The 15,014-nt window shown below is 70.5% G+C and carries 10 protein-coding genes; 6 read left to right on the top strand and 4 right to left on the bottom strand.

Going from position 1 to position 15,014, the window contains the following annotated elements:
* Window positions 1-124 precede the first annotated feature (124 nt).
* Window positions 125-3,316 carry an RHS repeat domain-containing protein gene (locus tag AC1DIW_RS17855; protein ID WP_478109862.1) on the bottom strand — a complete coding sequence of 1,064 codons (3,192 nt, stop codon included), beginning with the start codon at window positions 3,314-3,316 and terminating at the stop codon, window positions 125-127.
* Between the two features lie 232 nt (window positions 3,317-3,548).
* Entirely contained in the window at window positions 3,549-3,842 is a 294-nt protein-coding gene (locus tag AC1DIW_RS17850) for an immunity protein Imm33 domain-containing protein (RefSeq protein ID WP_442280427.1), read from the bottom strand.
* 401 nt (window positions 3,843-4,243) lie between these two features.
* On the opposite strand from AC1DIW_RS17850, the gene AC1DIW_RS17845 reads away from it, so the two are divergent.
* Window positions 4,244-4,618: a PH domain-containing protein gene (locus tag AC1DIW_RS17845; protein WP_442280428.1), complete on the top strand. Its 375-nt coding sequence runs from the start codon at window positions 4,244-4,246 to the stop codon at window positions 4,616-4,618.
* A gap of 137 nt (window positions 4,619-4,755) precedes the next feature.
* Window positions 4,756-5,613, top strand: a complete 858-nt coding sequence (locus AC1DIW_RS17840; RefSeq protein WP_442280429.1) for a tetratricopeptide repeat protein — start codon at window positions 4,756-4,758, stop codon at window positions 5,611-5,613.
* 928 nt (window positions 5,614-6,541) lie between these two features.
* On the opposite strand, the gene AC1DIW_RS17835 is transcribed toward AC1DIW_RS17840, so the two are convergent.
* Window positions 6,542-6,796: a hypothetical protein gene (locus AC1DIW_RS17835; RefSeq protein WP_442280430.1), complete on the bottom strand. Its 255-nt coding sequence runs from the start codon at window positions 6,794-6,796 to the stop codon at window positions 6,542-6,544.
* Window positions 6,797-7,382: 586 nt separating this feature from the next.
* Here AC1DIW_RS17835 and AC1DIW_RS17830 point away from each other — a divergent pair.
* Both AC1DIW_RS17830 and AC1DIW_RS17825 read left to right on the top strand, forming a co-directional pair.
* A complete protein-coding gene (locus AC1DIW_RS17830) occupies window positions 7,383-8,177 on the top strand; it encodes a hypothetical protein (protein WP_442280431.1) in 795 nt (264 codons plus the stop codon).
* Between the two features lie 328 nt (window positions 8,178-8,505).
* On the top strand, window positions 8,506-9,210 hold the full coding sequence (locus AC1DIW_RS17825) for a hypothetical protein (RefSeq protein ID WP_442280432.1): 705 nt from the start codon (window positions 8,506-8,508) through the stop codon (window positions 9,208-9,210).
* Window positions 9,211-9,320: 110 nt separating this feature from the next.
* Here the strand turns inward: AC1DIW_RS17825 and AC1DIW_RS17820 are convergent, their stop codons facing one another.
* Complete coding sequence (locus AC1DIW_RS17820) at window positions 9,321-10,412, bottom strand: hypothetical protein (protein ID WP_478109859.1); 1,092 nt, start codon at window positions 10,410-10,412, stop codon at window positions 9,321-9,323.
* A 680-nt stretch (window positions 10,413-11,092) separates the two neighbouring features.
* On the opposite strand from AC1DIW_RS17820, the gene AC1DIW_RS17815 reads away from it, so the two are divergent.
* On the top strand, window positions 11,093-12,790 hold the full coding sequence (locus AC1DIW_RS17815; protein ID WP_442280434.1) for a DcrB/PsbP domain-containing protein: 1,698 nt from the start codon (window positions 11,093-11,095) through the stop codon (window positions 12,788-12,790).
* Window positions 12,791-13,695: 905 nt separating this feature from the next.
* A complete protein-coding gene (locus tag AC1DIW_RS17810; RefSeq protein ID WP_442280435.1) occupies window positions 13,696-14,475 on the top strand; it encodes a hypothetical protein in 780 nt (259 codons plus the stop codon).
* Window positions 14,476-15,014: the final 539 nt, after the last annotated feature.

The raw sequence follows: 15,014 nt of genomic DNA, 5'->3' as shown, positions 1-15,014 counted from the left end.
GGCGAGGCCGCCCAGCAGATACCGGCCCGGGGCCGGCAACAGCAGGAAGGCCAAGACCCCGGAGAAGCACTCGGCGCCCGCGATCAACACCCAGCCTCTGAAGCCCGGATCCCTCACGCGCTTTTTAGCACTCATCTGAGAACACGCATCCAACCGAAGCAGCAAAGATTCCAGCCGAGAAGGTGAAGTTCGAGCCCGCCACGACAGCGGCTGCAACAGTGGCCGTCGCCGGTAGAGTTACAAGACTAAATACAGCGAATCCAACGAACAATGCCCCAAACCCCACAAAGAGAGCATCCGAAGCGGCGCTCTGCCCAGTGGGGTCGTTGTAGTTGATGGGGTTGTCGGCGGCGTAGGTGTAGGGGTTGGCTTGGTCGGGATCGTTGAGGCGGGTGATGGGGTCGGTGGTGGTCCAGCGGCCGGTGGTGGTGTCGTTCCACCGGGTGCCGTGTTTGGTGTAGCCGGTGGCGGGGTCGTACAGGCCGGTGGTGTGCCGGTAGGGGTTGGCGTCGACGAGGGCGCCGGTCCCGGTGGCGGCGGTGATGGTGCCGTAGGGGTCGTAGCTGTAGGTGGCTTGGGTGGTGCCCTGGCCGTCGACGATGCCGACGACGGTGCCGAGGCCGTCGAGGACGAAGTAGCCCTTCTGCCCGGTGGGCAGCTCCATCCCCAGCGGCGTGCCGTCGGGGTCGGTGTCGAGGTAGGTCTTGGCGCCGTTGACGATGATGATGTCGATCCCGGGGACACCGTGCTTGGTGTTGCGGCCGTAGACGTACTTGGTGGTGTCGCCGCCGGTGACCTTGCGGGTGACCAGCTCGTTCTGGCCGGGGCCGGCGTACTCGTAGGTGGTGTCGGTGGTGGTGTTGTGCTGGGTGGTCATCTGCCCGGGGCCGTTGTAGGTCAGGGTGCCGGCGGCGGGGGCGGTGGTGGTGTTGCCGGCCATGTCGTAACCGTATCCGGCGGTGGTGATCTGGTTGCCGGTGTTGAAGGTCAGCGACTGGGTCTGCACGCCGTCGCGGGTGACGGTCTTGCGGTTGCCGTTGGCGTCGTAGGTGTAGCCGTAGGTGTGCCCGGCGTAGTTGGTGACGCCGGTGAGCCGGTTCGCGGCGTCGTAGCTGTAGACGGAGCGGGCGGCGGTGAGGTTGTCCTGGGACCACTGGATCAGGCCCTTGGTCGGGTTCGACGTTGTGGTCGAGACCGGGCAGGGCGCCCCGGCCGCAACGGTGACGTAGCAGTAGGTGGTGTCGAACACCTTGGTGGTGTCCGAGCTGTTGCGGGAGGTCCAGGTCCCGGCGATCCGGCCCGTACTGTCGTAGTCGGTGTGGGTGTGCGCCATGAACGTGCTGTGGTCGGCGTTGGCCTTCCACCAGGTGTCGGCGCGCAGCCCGTCAGCGTTGTAGCCGAACCGGGTGGTGGCCGAGCCGGGCGGGGTCATCGAGGTCAGCTGGTTGGCGTCGTCGTAGGTGTAGGCGGTGGTGCCGCGGGTGGTGGTCTCCCCGGTGAGGTTCCCGGCCAGGTCGTAGTCCCAGCTCAGCGAGCCGCCGCCGGTGGTGGCGGAGCGGCCGATCAGGTTGTCGTGGGCGTTGTAGGTGAAGGTGACGGTGCCGTTGCCGTCGGTGCGGGTCTGGACCTGGCTGGAGTTGTTGTACGTGTAGCTGATCGACGGCGTGGTGTCGGAGTAGGCGATGGTGTCGATCTGGTCGACGCCGGTGTACGTGTACGTGGTGGTGACGCCGCGGCCGTCGGTGACGCTCTGGAGCCGGCCGTACCCGTCCCAGGCCAGGGCGGTGGCCCCGAGCCCGGACCCGGCCGGTGGGGTGATCGAGGTGATCTGGTTGGTGGCCGTGTCGATGCCGTAGCTGGTGACCTTCCCGGCGGGGTCGGTGGAGGTGGCCAGCGTCCCGGCGCCGGCGGTGCCGGCGGCCCGGTAGCTGACCTTGGCGACCGCGCCGGTGCCCGAGTTGGTGGTCGAGGTCGGGTTCCCGGCGCCGTCGTAGCCGATCACGGCGGCGTTGCCCTGGGCGTCGGTGCCGCCGGTCGGGGCGTACGGGTTGACCGACCCGGAGGTGTACGACAAGGAGGCGGTGGCCCCGGTGGGGGCGGTGACCTTGGTCAGCGACTCCCCGCTGTTCGCGCCGTAGGCGGCGCTGGTGACCGCCCCGGCCGGGGAGGTGGCCGAGGCGATGTCGGCCATCGGGGTGTAGCTGGTCTTGCGGGTCCGGCCGAGCTCGTCGACGGCCTGGGTGACCCGGTCGGTGCCGTCCAGCGTGTACGTGACGTGCGGGACCGCGGACACCGGCTGGGTCTGGTCGGTGTTCGGGCTGGCGACCTGCGTCTGGGTGCTGCTCGGGTAGCTGAACCGGGTGATCGACCGGGTCCCGGTCGCTGGGCCCTTCTCCACCGCGGTGACCCGGCGGGAGCTGTCGTAGGCGATGTTCAGGACGGTGGTTGATGGGTCGTCGATCGAGGTCAGGTTCCCCGCGGCGTCCCAGCCGAAGGTCGTCACGCCGCCGGCGGTGTCGGTGATCGAGGTCAGGTGCTGGTTGACCGTGTCGTAGCCGTAGGTCACGGTCCGGGAGCCGGCGGCGTCCGAGGCCTGCGTGATCGAGGTCAACAGCCCACCGGTGAAGGCCAGGGTTGCCTTGCGCGCGTTGCCTCCGCCGCGGGTGGCCGTGATCGAGGAGGCGGTGACCGTGGTGGCGTTGCCGCTGCGGTCGGTGACCTTGCTCAGTGCCCCGGACGCGGTGAACGTCGAGACCGCCTTCGTGGCGTGGTCGGACAGGGTCCAGCCGGTCGTGCCGGTCTTGGTCAGGGTGTTCTTGAACCCAGCCGGGGTGGTGTAGCCGCTGGTGCCGGTGATCGGGGTGTACAGGCCCTCGAGGCCGCCCGGGGCCAGGTACAGCACGGTGCCGTCGGTGTTCGCGACGAGCTTGGTGTCCTGCCCGAGCCGGGTCGCGAAGCCCTTGCCGGCCGCGCCGGCCGGCAGCGCAGACCCGGCGCCGAGCAGCAGGCTGTTGAAGTCCAGCCCGAGCTGGACGTCCTGGTCGACCCCGGGCAGGGTCAGGTCCGTGGTGGTGACCAGCAGGTTTCCGGTGCCGACGTCCACGCTGGCGCTGACCCGCTCGGCCGCCCGGAACTCCACCCGGGTCGCGTTCGGACGCGGACCGACCGGCAACGGCGCGACCCCGGCCGCCTGCGCCGGAGCAGCGACCACGGCCCCGAGCCCGGCTGCGACCAGCGCCCCGACCACCCCCGCCGCGACCAGCCGCGCCCCGCGCGGCTTCGCCCCCTGCACCTGAACCGACCTGGAAGCCTTCATCACACGCCCCTTCGCGAGAACCAGCCTCCCCCTGCGGCTCAGCTGGTCGTTCGCACCATCCTCCGCAGATGCGGAAATAGGACGAGAATCCCGATATTTCTTGACCAAACCTTTAACCTCCACCCCGACATCGCAGCCCGCCCGGGCTCCGGCACCACAGCGGAAAGACGAATACAGATGTTCGCTCATGCCGCTGTCGGTAAGTCGGGTCGTGCCGATGGGCGTCGACCGCTCACACGTCAAGCAGCGACTCGTCCCGCCAGGTATCGGTGAAGTCAGGCGCGTAGATGAACCGCGTCCCGGGAGGGAGTTCCAGCAGAGACTGCAGAGCGGGGCAGCGTTCGAGCACATGAGCCATGTGCCACGGGCGGAAGAAGTCCGCACGCCCTTGAAGCTCGCCCGTCCACAGGTACCAACCTGTGGCGTCCGCCTCTGGCGGGTGGCGCAGCCCATGTAGTGGCCACTCCCACGTGGTGGCCTCGATCACGGCTCGGGAAGCACCGAGTTTGCCGCCGGTCAGTGTCACTCCGCGATTGTGTCGGAGAACCGCCCGATCATGCCGCCGTGCGCGAGGTGCCTGTTACCGAGCGATCGCCGTGTCCGCGCCGCCGTGGGGCGGCGGCACGATCCCCGGGAGGGCTGCGCTGGTCGAGCTGCCATGGCGTATGTCAGTACCGTCGAGGCGGCGAAGTGACCGTCGCGCCGCGCCTGCCCGAAGTCGGCAGCTTGGGCGCGGCGTTCCATGCGGCGCAGGCGCTCACCGTCGAGCGGTCGTGAAGACCCAGACGGCGCCAGGAAGGTGCGTGGGTTGTCCGCTGCGCCGGCGCCCCGTTCGGGCATGATGTGCGCATGACAGGGAAGCCGCCGCCTACGTGACCGGGCGGCTCGCCGCCGCACGTTGGTGGTGTGCCCATTCCGATGCCGAGGATGCCGACTCGCTGGCTGCTCCTGCGGGTCGGCGCGGCCCTGGTGTGGGGCGGCATCTACGCGTCCCAGTTTGTCTGGCCTACGGGAGCCGCCGGCACCGATCCTGCGCTGCGGCTCTCGCACCTGGGGGTGGCCCTTGCGATCGTCATCCTCGGCGTCGTGGACGTGCGTTCGCGTGTGCTGCTCGCGGACGACGGGGTGGTGGTCGTCCGCGGCTTCTGGCACAGGCGGATCGCGTGGGCCGACATTCGCCAGGTCCGGGCCCGCAAGAACGGGTTCGGGCCGGGCTGGGTTGAGCTGTTACGCATTTCCTCACGCCGGGTGGTGAGGCTGCCCGTGGACGCCCAGCAGTATCGGCGTCTGCGGGAGCGGTAGGCCGCGGCAACCAACGCGAGCGGGCGGAGCGCGCGCTGTAGCCACCGGTAATGCGCACGGGCGTCCGCAGGCTGGGGCCCGCACCTTGCGGTGCAACGTCGTGCGCAGCCAGGCGTCGGTGCGGCAAAGTGAGGGGCGTGAGCCCGGATCTGGACGAGCGGTTGAGCGTTGCCGCGACGCTCAACCTGACCGAGCTGGTGAACCTCGGATGCGAGTTGGCCGAGGTCGGTCGGCTGCCCGATGCCGAGCAGTGCTTCCGTCAGGCCTCGGACGGCGGCTCGGGGGCCGCCGCGTTCAACCTCGGCAACTGCCTCGCCGAGCAAGAACGATGGCTCGAGGCCGTGGCCGCCTACGAGGTCGCACTCGGTCGCGGCGAGAGCGACGCGTGGCTGAACCTCGGGCTGGTCCTGCACGAGCTCGGGGACCTCGTCGGCGAGATCCGCGCGTACGAAGCCGCGGAGGCAGCCGGTGACAGCGGCGGAGCTCTCGGGCTGGCCTTCGCCCTTCGCGAGCAGGGCGACCGAGACGCGGCGATGCAGGCCGCTCAACGATCGGCCGCGGCAGGTAATGACACCGCGGCCGCCGTGGTCGCGTGCTGGCAGTGGTGCACCTCGCTCGACCCTGCGCTCGATCCGGCTCTGCGGGCCGGGGCGGACCACTTCCCGTCCGCCCGCGCAGACCTGGGGCACCTGCTCGTCGACACCGGCCGCATCGGGGAGGCCCGCGCGGTCCTCGAGCGGGGGATGAAGCTGGGTGAGGTCGAGAGCATGCTGCCGCTGGGCAACCTATACGCCGACGTCCTCGGTGACGAGCAGGCCGCCGAGACCGCCTACCGTGCCGGCGCCGCCCACGGGGACGCGCACTCGCACTACAACCTGGCCGTCCTGCTCGAAGAGCGGGGCGACCGAGCCGGCGCGGAGCAGCACTACCGGGCGGCCATCGAGGGCGGCGACACCCTTGCCGTGTCCGCGCTGAGGGAGCTTCTCGACGAGTAGGCGGGCGGGGCTCAGCGATGGCGCCGCCGCCTCGAAGCCCCTGCCTCTTCAACGCTACGTGGGCCGGTAGGGGGTGGCCTCGACCCGCCGTTTGGGCTCCCTGCTCAGGGGTGGCTGTTCGCCGGGGTGGCAGCAGCGAGCGGGTCGCGTCGGTACCGCAGGGTGGCCACACCAATCAGCACCGCCAGGCCTTCGAGCGTTGCCCCGGGAGCAGCCCGCGCCGTACCGAACAGCCCGTCAGCTGCTCTGCGAAGAGCGTTGCCGTTCGGCTTCGACGCGGGCCATCATCCAGGAGGTGACCGCGGCGATCACGGCCCCGACGAGGCCGATGCAAGGAACCGCTGCGTGGCTGAGCGCGACTGCGGCTCGCTAGCCGCGGGGTTGCCCCCCACCAGTGGGCGGCTGTGGTCGCGCATAGCAACTTCGGAGGACTGGTCGGTGCCTCGACGTTCCCCGACCCTGTCAGCCTCGACACCCCGAGACGTCCGGCCCGACGCGGGGTCGGCACCCGGACCTCGTTGCGAGCGCACCACCCACGAGGCACCGGATGAGGCGCGAGCGGCAACACGCCGAGCACGGCGGATCCACGCTAAGCGACATAGGACGCGTGTACGGCATGATCGAGCCCAGATGTGACCGCCTGTTCTGCTTTTAGTGTTGTTTTCGGGACTGAAGCGCCGGTTTTCCAAAGGCTCGACCTGGTGGTCGGGCGTGGAGAACCGGCGCTTCTTCACGCGTGGGAGGTGGGCCGTGCCGGCCCGGAAAGCGGGCGCGGACACCGCCTGCTCGAGGCCGCGCTCGAACGCAACCTCGAGGCCGAGGAGCCCCGCCTGGCCCTCAGGATGTGCGGCCACGTCACCGAGACGCGGCTACGTCTCCGCCCAGGACATGCCACCCTTGCCCTGTCCTCCGCCACGAGTGCCCCCGCCTACGACGAGCTGCGCACCTGCCTCTCGTACTTGGCTACGGTCCGCGACACCAGCCACACCTGCGCCGTGAACAGCGACCACGAGCCCGTCAGCAGGCCGAGGGTGACGACGTCCCCTTCCCCGCCCCAGAAGACGGCCCGCACCAGTCGAACGGCCATGAGGAGCGTGACACCGCCGGTGACGCAGTAGAGCACGCGGGCATGTCGCGCGACCCATCGCTGGTACGAGTTCGGCGGCTGTGATGCCTGGGTCACGACTTCCCCCTCGGTAACGGCCTCGGTGGACCTCACATCGCATGGTGCCAGAGCGCCGCCTCATGGCACGGGACAAGAGCGCACCCGACCGACACGCTGCGCAGCCGAGGGTCCCGCTCGCGACGGGAGGGCCGGACAACCCTGAGCAGGACGAAGGCTGCGGTGCCCCTTGCAAGGGACACCGCAGCCTCAAAGCGCCGGGTTATGCGCCCGCCAGCAACACTAAAAGCCGAACAGGATGTGACCGGGGGGGACCCGGGGCGAGCAGGAACGCGGCAGGGGGCCAAGACGAGGCCCAGCGCATCCTCGACGAGCGCTTCGCCCGCGGCGACATCGACGCTGAGAAGGACCGACGAAGGCGGCAGCTCCTTCAGTCCGGCCGGACCAAGCCCAGGACCGCAGTGGCCGCCGCTGGAGTCAGAGTCGCGGCCCGGTCGTCCTCCCTTGCGCGTGACGGTGTGCCGGGCAAGGTCCTTACCGCTGCGGCGGCGCGTGTGGGGAGGAGGCCGACACTTCGAGGTTTCGGGCGGGCGGTGACGGCGTGGCCCGCGGGGAGCGGACGCGGCGGGCTATAGCCTCCGTGCTCGTGAATCGTCGCCGCATCCTCGTCGTCTGCCTGTCTGTCGTCACCGCCCTGGCGGCCTGTTCGGGCCCGGGCGGCACGCCGGGTTCGTCGCGCACCGCCCATGCGACCACCACCCCGTCGAGCAGCACCACGGCCGCGAGCCCCTCGGCGTCGGCGTCGAGCACCCCGTCGTCCAGCGCGACGGGCAGCGCCGCCGCGCCGCTCGCGCGGACGGCGGCGACGCTGAAGAAGGCCGCGCTCGCGGTCGACGACCTGCCGTCGGGCTTCTCCCAGGATCCGTCCGCCGGCAGCGGCAGCGGCGGACCCACCGTCTCCTCCCGTGAGCCCCGGTGCGCCGACCTGGTGAGCATGATGAACCTGCGCAACGCTCCGGGCTCCCTGGCCAGTGCCGAGGTGGCGTTCTCCGGCGGGCAGAACGGGCCGGGCATCGACGAGAGCCTGGATGCCCTCGGCTCATCCGAGAAGGTGGCGGCGTTGCAGGGCCGCCTCAAGGCCGCCCTGGGCGGGTGCCCGACGGTGACGATGAGCCTGCCCGGACAGGGCCGGTCGGCCATGCACGTCACGGTGGTCAACCCGCCCAAGTTCGGCACCGACCCGGTCGCCGCGCGCGTCACGGCCCAAGGCGGACCTCTTGACGGGTTCGAGCTGACCCAGGTCTACACCGGGGTGGGGGACGTCGTGCTGGCGCTCACCTTCGTCGGCGCCGCGCCCGCCGACGTCGACGGGGCCACCGGGCTCGCGCACGACAAGGCCGCCACCGTGCTGGGCGTGAGCCCCGGGGCCCGGACGAGCTGAGGAGCACCCCCAGACGTAGCCCAGGCCGCTGGCGCGTGCCTGCCGCCGTATCGGGGAGCAAACTGAGCGACAGACCGGGCTGCCGCGACACACGCTCAGGCCGCTGCCCTGGTGCTTCGGACCTTCGAGGAGTTCATAGCCAGACGGCTCGCCCAGTCGACGCTCGACACGCTCGGCACGCTCGACACAGGAGTCCAAGGGCTGCCGCCCCCTTTGAGGGAGGCCTCTCACTATTGTGAGAGATTCCCACTATTGCGAGAGGGTCAGGCGCAGCGCTAGGGAGCCGCTGCCTCTGAGCCGGTTCACGGCGAGGTGCACGATGTCCGGTATGACCCCGGACGCGGCCAGTGCCGCTGGAGCCGTTGAAGCCACACCGGCCACCCCCGACGAGGAAGCCTCGGCCCGAGAGTTTCGCCGGCAGTGGGCTCCTGCGCCTGCCGACCAGGACCGGCGCAGCTGGGCCACGTTCGGCATCTCGGGGCGCCTGAGCGCCGGGTGGACCCTGACGCTGCTGGTGTTCGCGGTCGTCTCCCTGGGCATGATTCCCGGATCCATCCGCGCCCAGGGCGACGCCCGGCTGCTCCAGGCTCAGGGGCAGTCGCTCGTCAGCGACAAGGTTCAGGTGCACGTCTCGCACGTCACCAGCAAGAGCGGCGGGTACTACACGGTCGACGGGGTCCGGGCCACCTTGCCCGGGTCGAGCGACCCGGAGCTGGAGTCGGTCTTCTCCGAACCGGGCGCCACGCAGGAGATCTACGACCCAATGAAGGAGGGCTGGCAGCCCCCGAGCGCGAGGACCGGCTACCGACCCCCGCTGCGGGTCCGGGTCCGACGTGACGCGAACGGCGTGGTCACGACTGCGATGTGGCAGCCGAACTACGAGTACCTCCTCAGCGCGGACGAGCCGCTAGGGGAGTCCATCCTCGGCGTTTTCTGCCTGGTCGTGGCAGGCCTGTCGATGTGGCTGAACCGGCTGCGGCTGCGTCACCGAGCGCGCCGCCGCGGTACTGACCAACCTTCCTTGGGAGCCTGAGGCACTCGCGGAAGGTTGGACCGGTGCACCAGAGCGGCCCGTTGCCGGCAGAACTGGCGAGGCCTTGGCGCCGCTGCGGGTTGAGTTCGATGCGGCAGCGGGCTCGTGGCTCAGTCGGGGACGTTGAAGTCGCCACGCCCCGGGGCGGTGCGCCGCACGGCGGCGGGCTCGACCTTGAGGGCCTCGCACATCTGGGGCAGGGAGTGGCGCCCGGATACCTCAAGTGCGAGCTCCGTTCCGTGGGACTTCCACTCGCTCTGGATGCGCCACTGTGTCAGGCTCGAGGCGGTGGTGTCGGCGTGCCAAAGCCCGAGGTGCTTGAGCAGGTTGCTGATCACGTTCTGCGCCGAGGACGTGGCCTCCTTGCTACCGGGCAGGTTCTTGCGCGGGATGTACGTCAGCTGGGCGGTCATCGGGGGCCGGCGCTGACCCGAGAAGGCGTGGCGATTGTGGGCGCCGAGCACGCGCTTGCCGAAGCGGTCGAGGCCGAGGTAGCGCGCCACGACGTGCTCGTTGCCCGGAGCGTGGATGTACGGGACGGAGGAGTACTCGAGGTCGTCGAGCTCGTCGAGGTCGTCGATGTCGTCGATGTCGTCGATGTCGTCGATGTCGTCGAGGGTGACCTTGGTGGTCTCCCCGGGGGTCATGCCCGCGTCGACCAGCGCGTACACGCTGGCGCTCCGGTCGCCGGGGCGGTAGGTCGCGGCGACGTAGCTGCGCATGAGCAGGACCTCGACGTCGGTGAACGGGCGGCGCTCGCTGATGGTGCACGTCGTCAGGCGGGGAGCGCCCTTGACGAGCTCGTCGATGGCGGCGGTGCTGCTGCGGTAGCTGGCGGCGGCGGCGATGACCACGACGAGCACGAGGTTGCGCCAGTGGTGCACCGGCGTCGCCTCCTCGGTCACCAGGTCGTCGGTGACGTGCTTGGTGGCGACTCCGGACAGGGCGGCGATCAGCTGCTTCTGGTGGGTGACGAGCTGGCCGACGTTGTCGATGGCGGCGGTGTTGCCGGTCTTGGTGGCCACGGTGAAGCCGCCGGCGACGGTGAGGAGTGTCTGCAGGTCACCGCGCAGCTCCTCGTGGGCGGCAGGGGGGACGATGCCCCACCTGTCGTCGAGGTCCCACACCATCTCGACGGCCTCGTTCAGCATGACCGTCTGCAGGGTGGGGGTGCCGGTGGTGGTGGCAGTGGTGGCGTTCATGGGGGTTCTCCTCGGGCGTAGTGGACGCTGGTGAGGAGGAAGGTCCGGCGGGTGAACCCAGGCGCAATCGGCGCGCCCGGCCAACACCGCTCGGCACCCCCCTAGGGAGGGCCAGCCGCGGCGCGGGGTATCGCAGGCGCACACGGCCGCGGAGGCTTTGCGAGCCGGGGACGCGTGACCGCCGGTTCCCAGGGACGCGTGGCCGCCGGGTCCCCAGGGCGCGCATGGACTGCGGAGGCGACCGAGTGACCGTGCGACGGCAGTACTGCGGGTGGGGAGAACCGCGAGGGGGGAGGGCCAGGTTCGTCGTGTGCCCGCCGTCACACAGACGTCATCCGCGGGTGCACCGCACCAGGCGCAGACGGCTTCTCGGATGTCTGGGAGGGGCGGGGCCCACCGGTTTTTGAGGACGCCTACCGGAAATTGATGAGGCGGAAATACCGATTTTTGATGATGTGCGCGGTCGGGGTGCCGAAGCAGACTTGCAGTGCGGCCTTCGAACAGCGGCTGTCGGCGACACAGGTGCGCCTGAACAGCTCGCTGTCCCGGATGCCGCAGTTCCTGGGGCGCCGGGCCTGTCGGCCCCGCCCTGACCACCCCTGCTCAGGGCTACCCGGCCCTGAGCTGCTGCTGTGCGCGTCGGCGCTGTCGGCGCGTCCCAACAAACCAAGGAGACCCACGTGCCCTACGCACCGGAGACCAAGCGCGTCAACCGTTCCGGCACCAGCGCGATCGCTGTGCACGAGCAGATCACGGACGTGTTCCTGTTCAAGACCACCTACATGATGGGAGAGGTGATCCAGACCGCCATGGACGCGGCGCGCACCCGCGGACGCAAGTCCGCGTTCCCGGCAGCGCTGTTCTGGGGGCTGATCGTGGCGGAGCGGGCCGCCGGCTCGGCCCCTCGGCTCCTGCGCGCGCTCGAGGTCAAGAGCACCTGGCAGACCATCAGCGAGAACTACGCCGCCATGACCGGCGGTGACCGGCTGCCCCTGCGGCCGCCGAACCGCGACCAGCTCGACCACTTCAAGCAGCGCCTGATCGACAAGCGGCGCCTGCTCGACCTTGACCTGCTGCCCGCGCTGCAGGAGATGTTCCGCCGGTGTGCCCTGGGCCAGGCCTGGGACCACGGGAACCTGCTGCCCGGCAAGGAGTGCTCCTTCACCCGTCCCGCGGAGGAGCACATGATCTACGGCGATGGCACCGACATCGCTCCGTACAGCAAGGTCCGGACCATGGCCGACCCCTGGGATCCCACCGGCGACAGGATCCCCCTCGGCAGCCGCTGCAAAACCGGGAAGCCCAGGATCCAGAGCTTCTACTCGGACATGAGCGAGGACGGCAAGATCGCCCGGGGCGTCAACATGGTCAGCGTCCACACCTGGACCGCGTGGGGTCGGATCGTGCTCGGCACCGCGACCGCGATGCGCGCCGAGCTGTGGCCGGCCTTGGAGATCATCGACGCCGTCGCGGCCCGGGCGAAGGACGGGGTGCACTCGGTGGTGTGGGACCGGGCGGTGACCGGCTGGGCCGTCGACTACCTGATGGCTCGCCACCGCATCCAGGTCTTCGGCAAGGCCGTCGCACGCGGTGAGGAGAAGATCTCCGACGGGGCCAATGCGAAGGAGGAGCCGGCCGACTCCCCGGACGGGCGGTCCCGGTTCACCTTGCGCAAGAGCATGCAGGAAGAACGAGCCCGACGGCTGGCGGTCGAGCTGGGCGCGAACCGCTCGGCGGACACCATCCGGCTGCTGCGCTACGACCGCCTGGCCAAGATCCACGCCGGCACCGATCCGGCGCCCGTCGGGACCAACGTGTACGCGAGCCCCAACGGGAGCCTGCGCGCCTCCTACGGAAAGACCTACTACCTCACGCCGGTCACGCACCTGACCGACGACGGCCTCTGCCGCCACGAGCTCGTCGTCGACGACGGCAGCCTCTACACCGTCGGCAGCCACCCGACCGAGGAGTACCCCGTCAAGGAGGCCCACCTGCCGTGCCAGTCCAGCACTGCCTTCAAGACGGCCCACGGGCGCTGGGGTCGCCGCAATGAGTACGTCATTCCCTGCGACCACGGGGCGATGCCCTTCACCCACACCTGGGAGCCGCGCGCCGATCGCGGCGCCCCGGACACCCCGTCACCGGAACGTGTCGACCCGGCCGGAAGCGAGCTGCGGCCCCTGGCGCGCCGCGACGCGGAGTTCACCCCGTTCTACTCCCGCCGCAACGACGCCGAGTCCTACAACGCCTGGTTCAAGACGACCCTGCCGATCCACGGCCGCGCCGCCTCCGACAGCCTTCGAGGGCAGGAGCTCGACTGGCTGGCCGCAGCCGTGCTGAACAACTCCAACACCATGTCCCGCCGAAGCCGGGGGTGACACCGCCTCCCTCCACGCCCGGCCTCGCCAACCCGAGATCACCAACCCAACCCACCTACAAGAGACGGACCCCGCCAGCGGCAGTTGGCGGGGTCCGCGCTTGTGCTCAGCGCAGGAGGCACCCGACCGGTGCCCGGTCAGACCGGGCATCCGTATGGCCGCCGGAGCGCGTCTCGACCCCGCACCGGGAACGCCCGACGGCGCTGCACCGCAAGGCGCGCGCATCTGCCCCACCTCGCAGCCAGTACAGAGGACGGCGGTTCGGCGCCCGTCTGCGAGTGCACTCCGCGGGGACCTCCTTGGGGGTCGGAAACGCACCAGAAGAGCGAGCCCCCGGGGACGTGGTGTGAGTGTGCCGGTCGACCACCCCATCGCCGGGTCGACGAGTCGAGCACTCGGAGGGAAGGAATCGGGCGATCTTTCCCTCGACGGCGGTGAACGTGCTTATGTATGCAGGTTGCGTCAGGGTTCCCCTTGGACCCGTTCGAGGGCGCGTTGACCGTCAGGGGACGACGAAGTTGGCCAAGCCGAAGTGGTGGCGCAGACGCCGGTTCTGGGCGGCGATGTGCCTGGTGGAAGTGCTGGGCGCTGGTTCCAACCGTGACTGGGGTCCGGTCCTGGTCTTCGGGCTGCTCGGACTGTTCTTGGCCCTGCCGCCGGGCACGATCCCGTGGCCGGTGTCACGGCGCCCCCGGACCGGCACGGACTCCTCTCAGCCGCTGGCGCCGGCGCCGTTGGCGGCCCGGATGCCACCTGTGGGTCAGCCCGTGACCGGGTTCGCGCCGCAGCCGTCATTCCCTGCCCCGCCGGTGGCGATCCCACCCCAGACGGGGACTGCGACGCCGACGTCGCCCCCGGGCGCGCGATCCGGGGAGCATGCGCCCGCGTCCCCGGTCGGGGCGGCGGTGGAAGCGTGGGCGGTCAGCACGCGGCCATGCGAGGTTGCGGGGGAGTGGTTCCATCAGGACGCCTTCCGCGCCCTGTACAAGCGCCGCGGGGCAACGATCACCGAGTACGGGCAGGAGCTGCGGGACCTTGCGGCTGAGCTGGCGATCGACCCGTCCAACCCGCACGACCCGAACGCGGTCGGGGTGTGGGTGAGCGGTCAGATGCTCGGCTTCCTGCCCCGCCTCACGGCCGCCGAGTACACCGCCGCCTTGGCGGACCTGGCGGAGGAGGGCGCGCATCTGTCGGTCCCGGCGCGGGTCTGGGCGCGCGCCGACGACGACGGCCAGATCGCAGCGAGTGCGACGGTGTGGCTGCCGCCGGTGCACGGTGTGCAGCCGTTCAATGCCTTCCCGGAGGCTCCCTTCCAGGTGCTGCCGGCGGGCCGGGCGGTGCAGGTCACGGGCGAAGACGAACACATGGACGTGTTGCGCCCCTTCGTCAGCGACCGCGAGCGGTACCTCGTGGTGACCCTGCACCTGGTGCAGGAGGCCCGGACCCCGCGTTCCACCCCGTTCGAGGCCATCGAGGTTCGCCTCGGCGGTCGACGGGTCGGCACTCTGACCAAGGCGATGTCGGGTCAGCTGCGTGATCTCGTCGCCCACGTCGACGGGCTGGGCAGGCTCCCCGCCTGCCGGGCCCGGCTGCGGGGGTCCCCGCTGCGTGCCGAGCTCACCTTGTACGTGGCGCGCTCGGCCGACGTCACCAGCCGGTGGCTCGACTCGATCGCCACTGCCTGAGGAACTCGAGCGCCTCGGGAACGGCGCGGCCGCTCGGGGCTGGATCCGACGGGTGCGATGGAACGTCACGCGCTTGCATCCCAGCGACGACCGTGGGTCTGGCCGTTGCGCCGGCGGGGATTGCGCGCGCCCGCGGGCGCGGAACGGTGGTCAGCACCCCCGGTACGCGCGCCGTTTCGCGGCGAAGGTCCCGGTGGGGTGGCCACTTGAAACGTGAACAGATGATCAGACCGCACTGCGGCAACCACAGCGCAGACCCGTTGCGCGGTGGTGTGCGCGGCGGTCCCGAGCGCGGTGGGCCACGAAAGGAGGTGATGAGCCGGCCCATCCGCGCTGGAGCCGCTCCGTTTGCCACGACCCCGACGCGTACAGCGGAAGGAGGAGCCCCAGAACCCTGCCGGATGCGCCACCGCCACACGCGATGCGCTCTGGCGGGGTCACGGCCTGCGGAAGGCGTGGTGCCCGCCACTGCCCCCGCTGGGGAGCGGCGGGTGCACGGGCCGCGCCGCCCGTCCGCGATCAGGCTGGCACCGTCCGGG

The sequence above is a fragment of the Terrabacter sp. 01T434 genome, assembly GCF_056398545.1.
The sequence above is the reverse complement of the archived record's forward strand: the minus strand, read 5'-3'. Positions and strand labels throughout refer to the sequence as shown.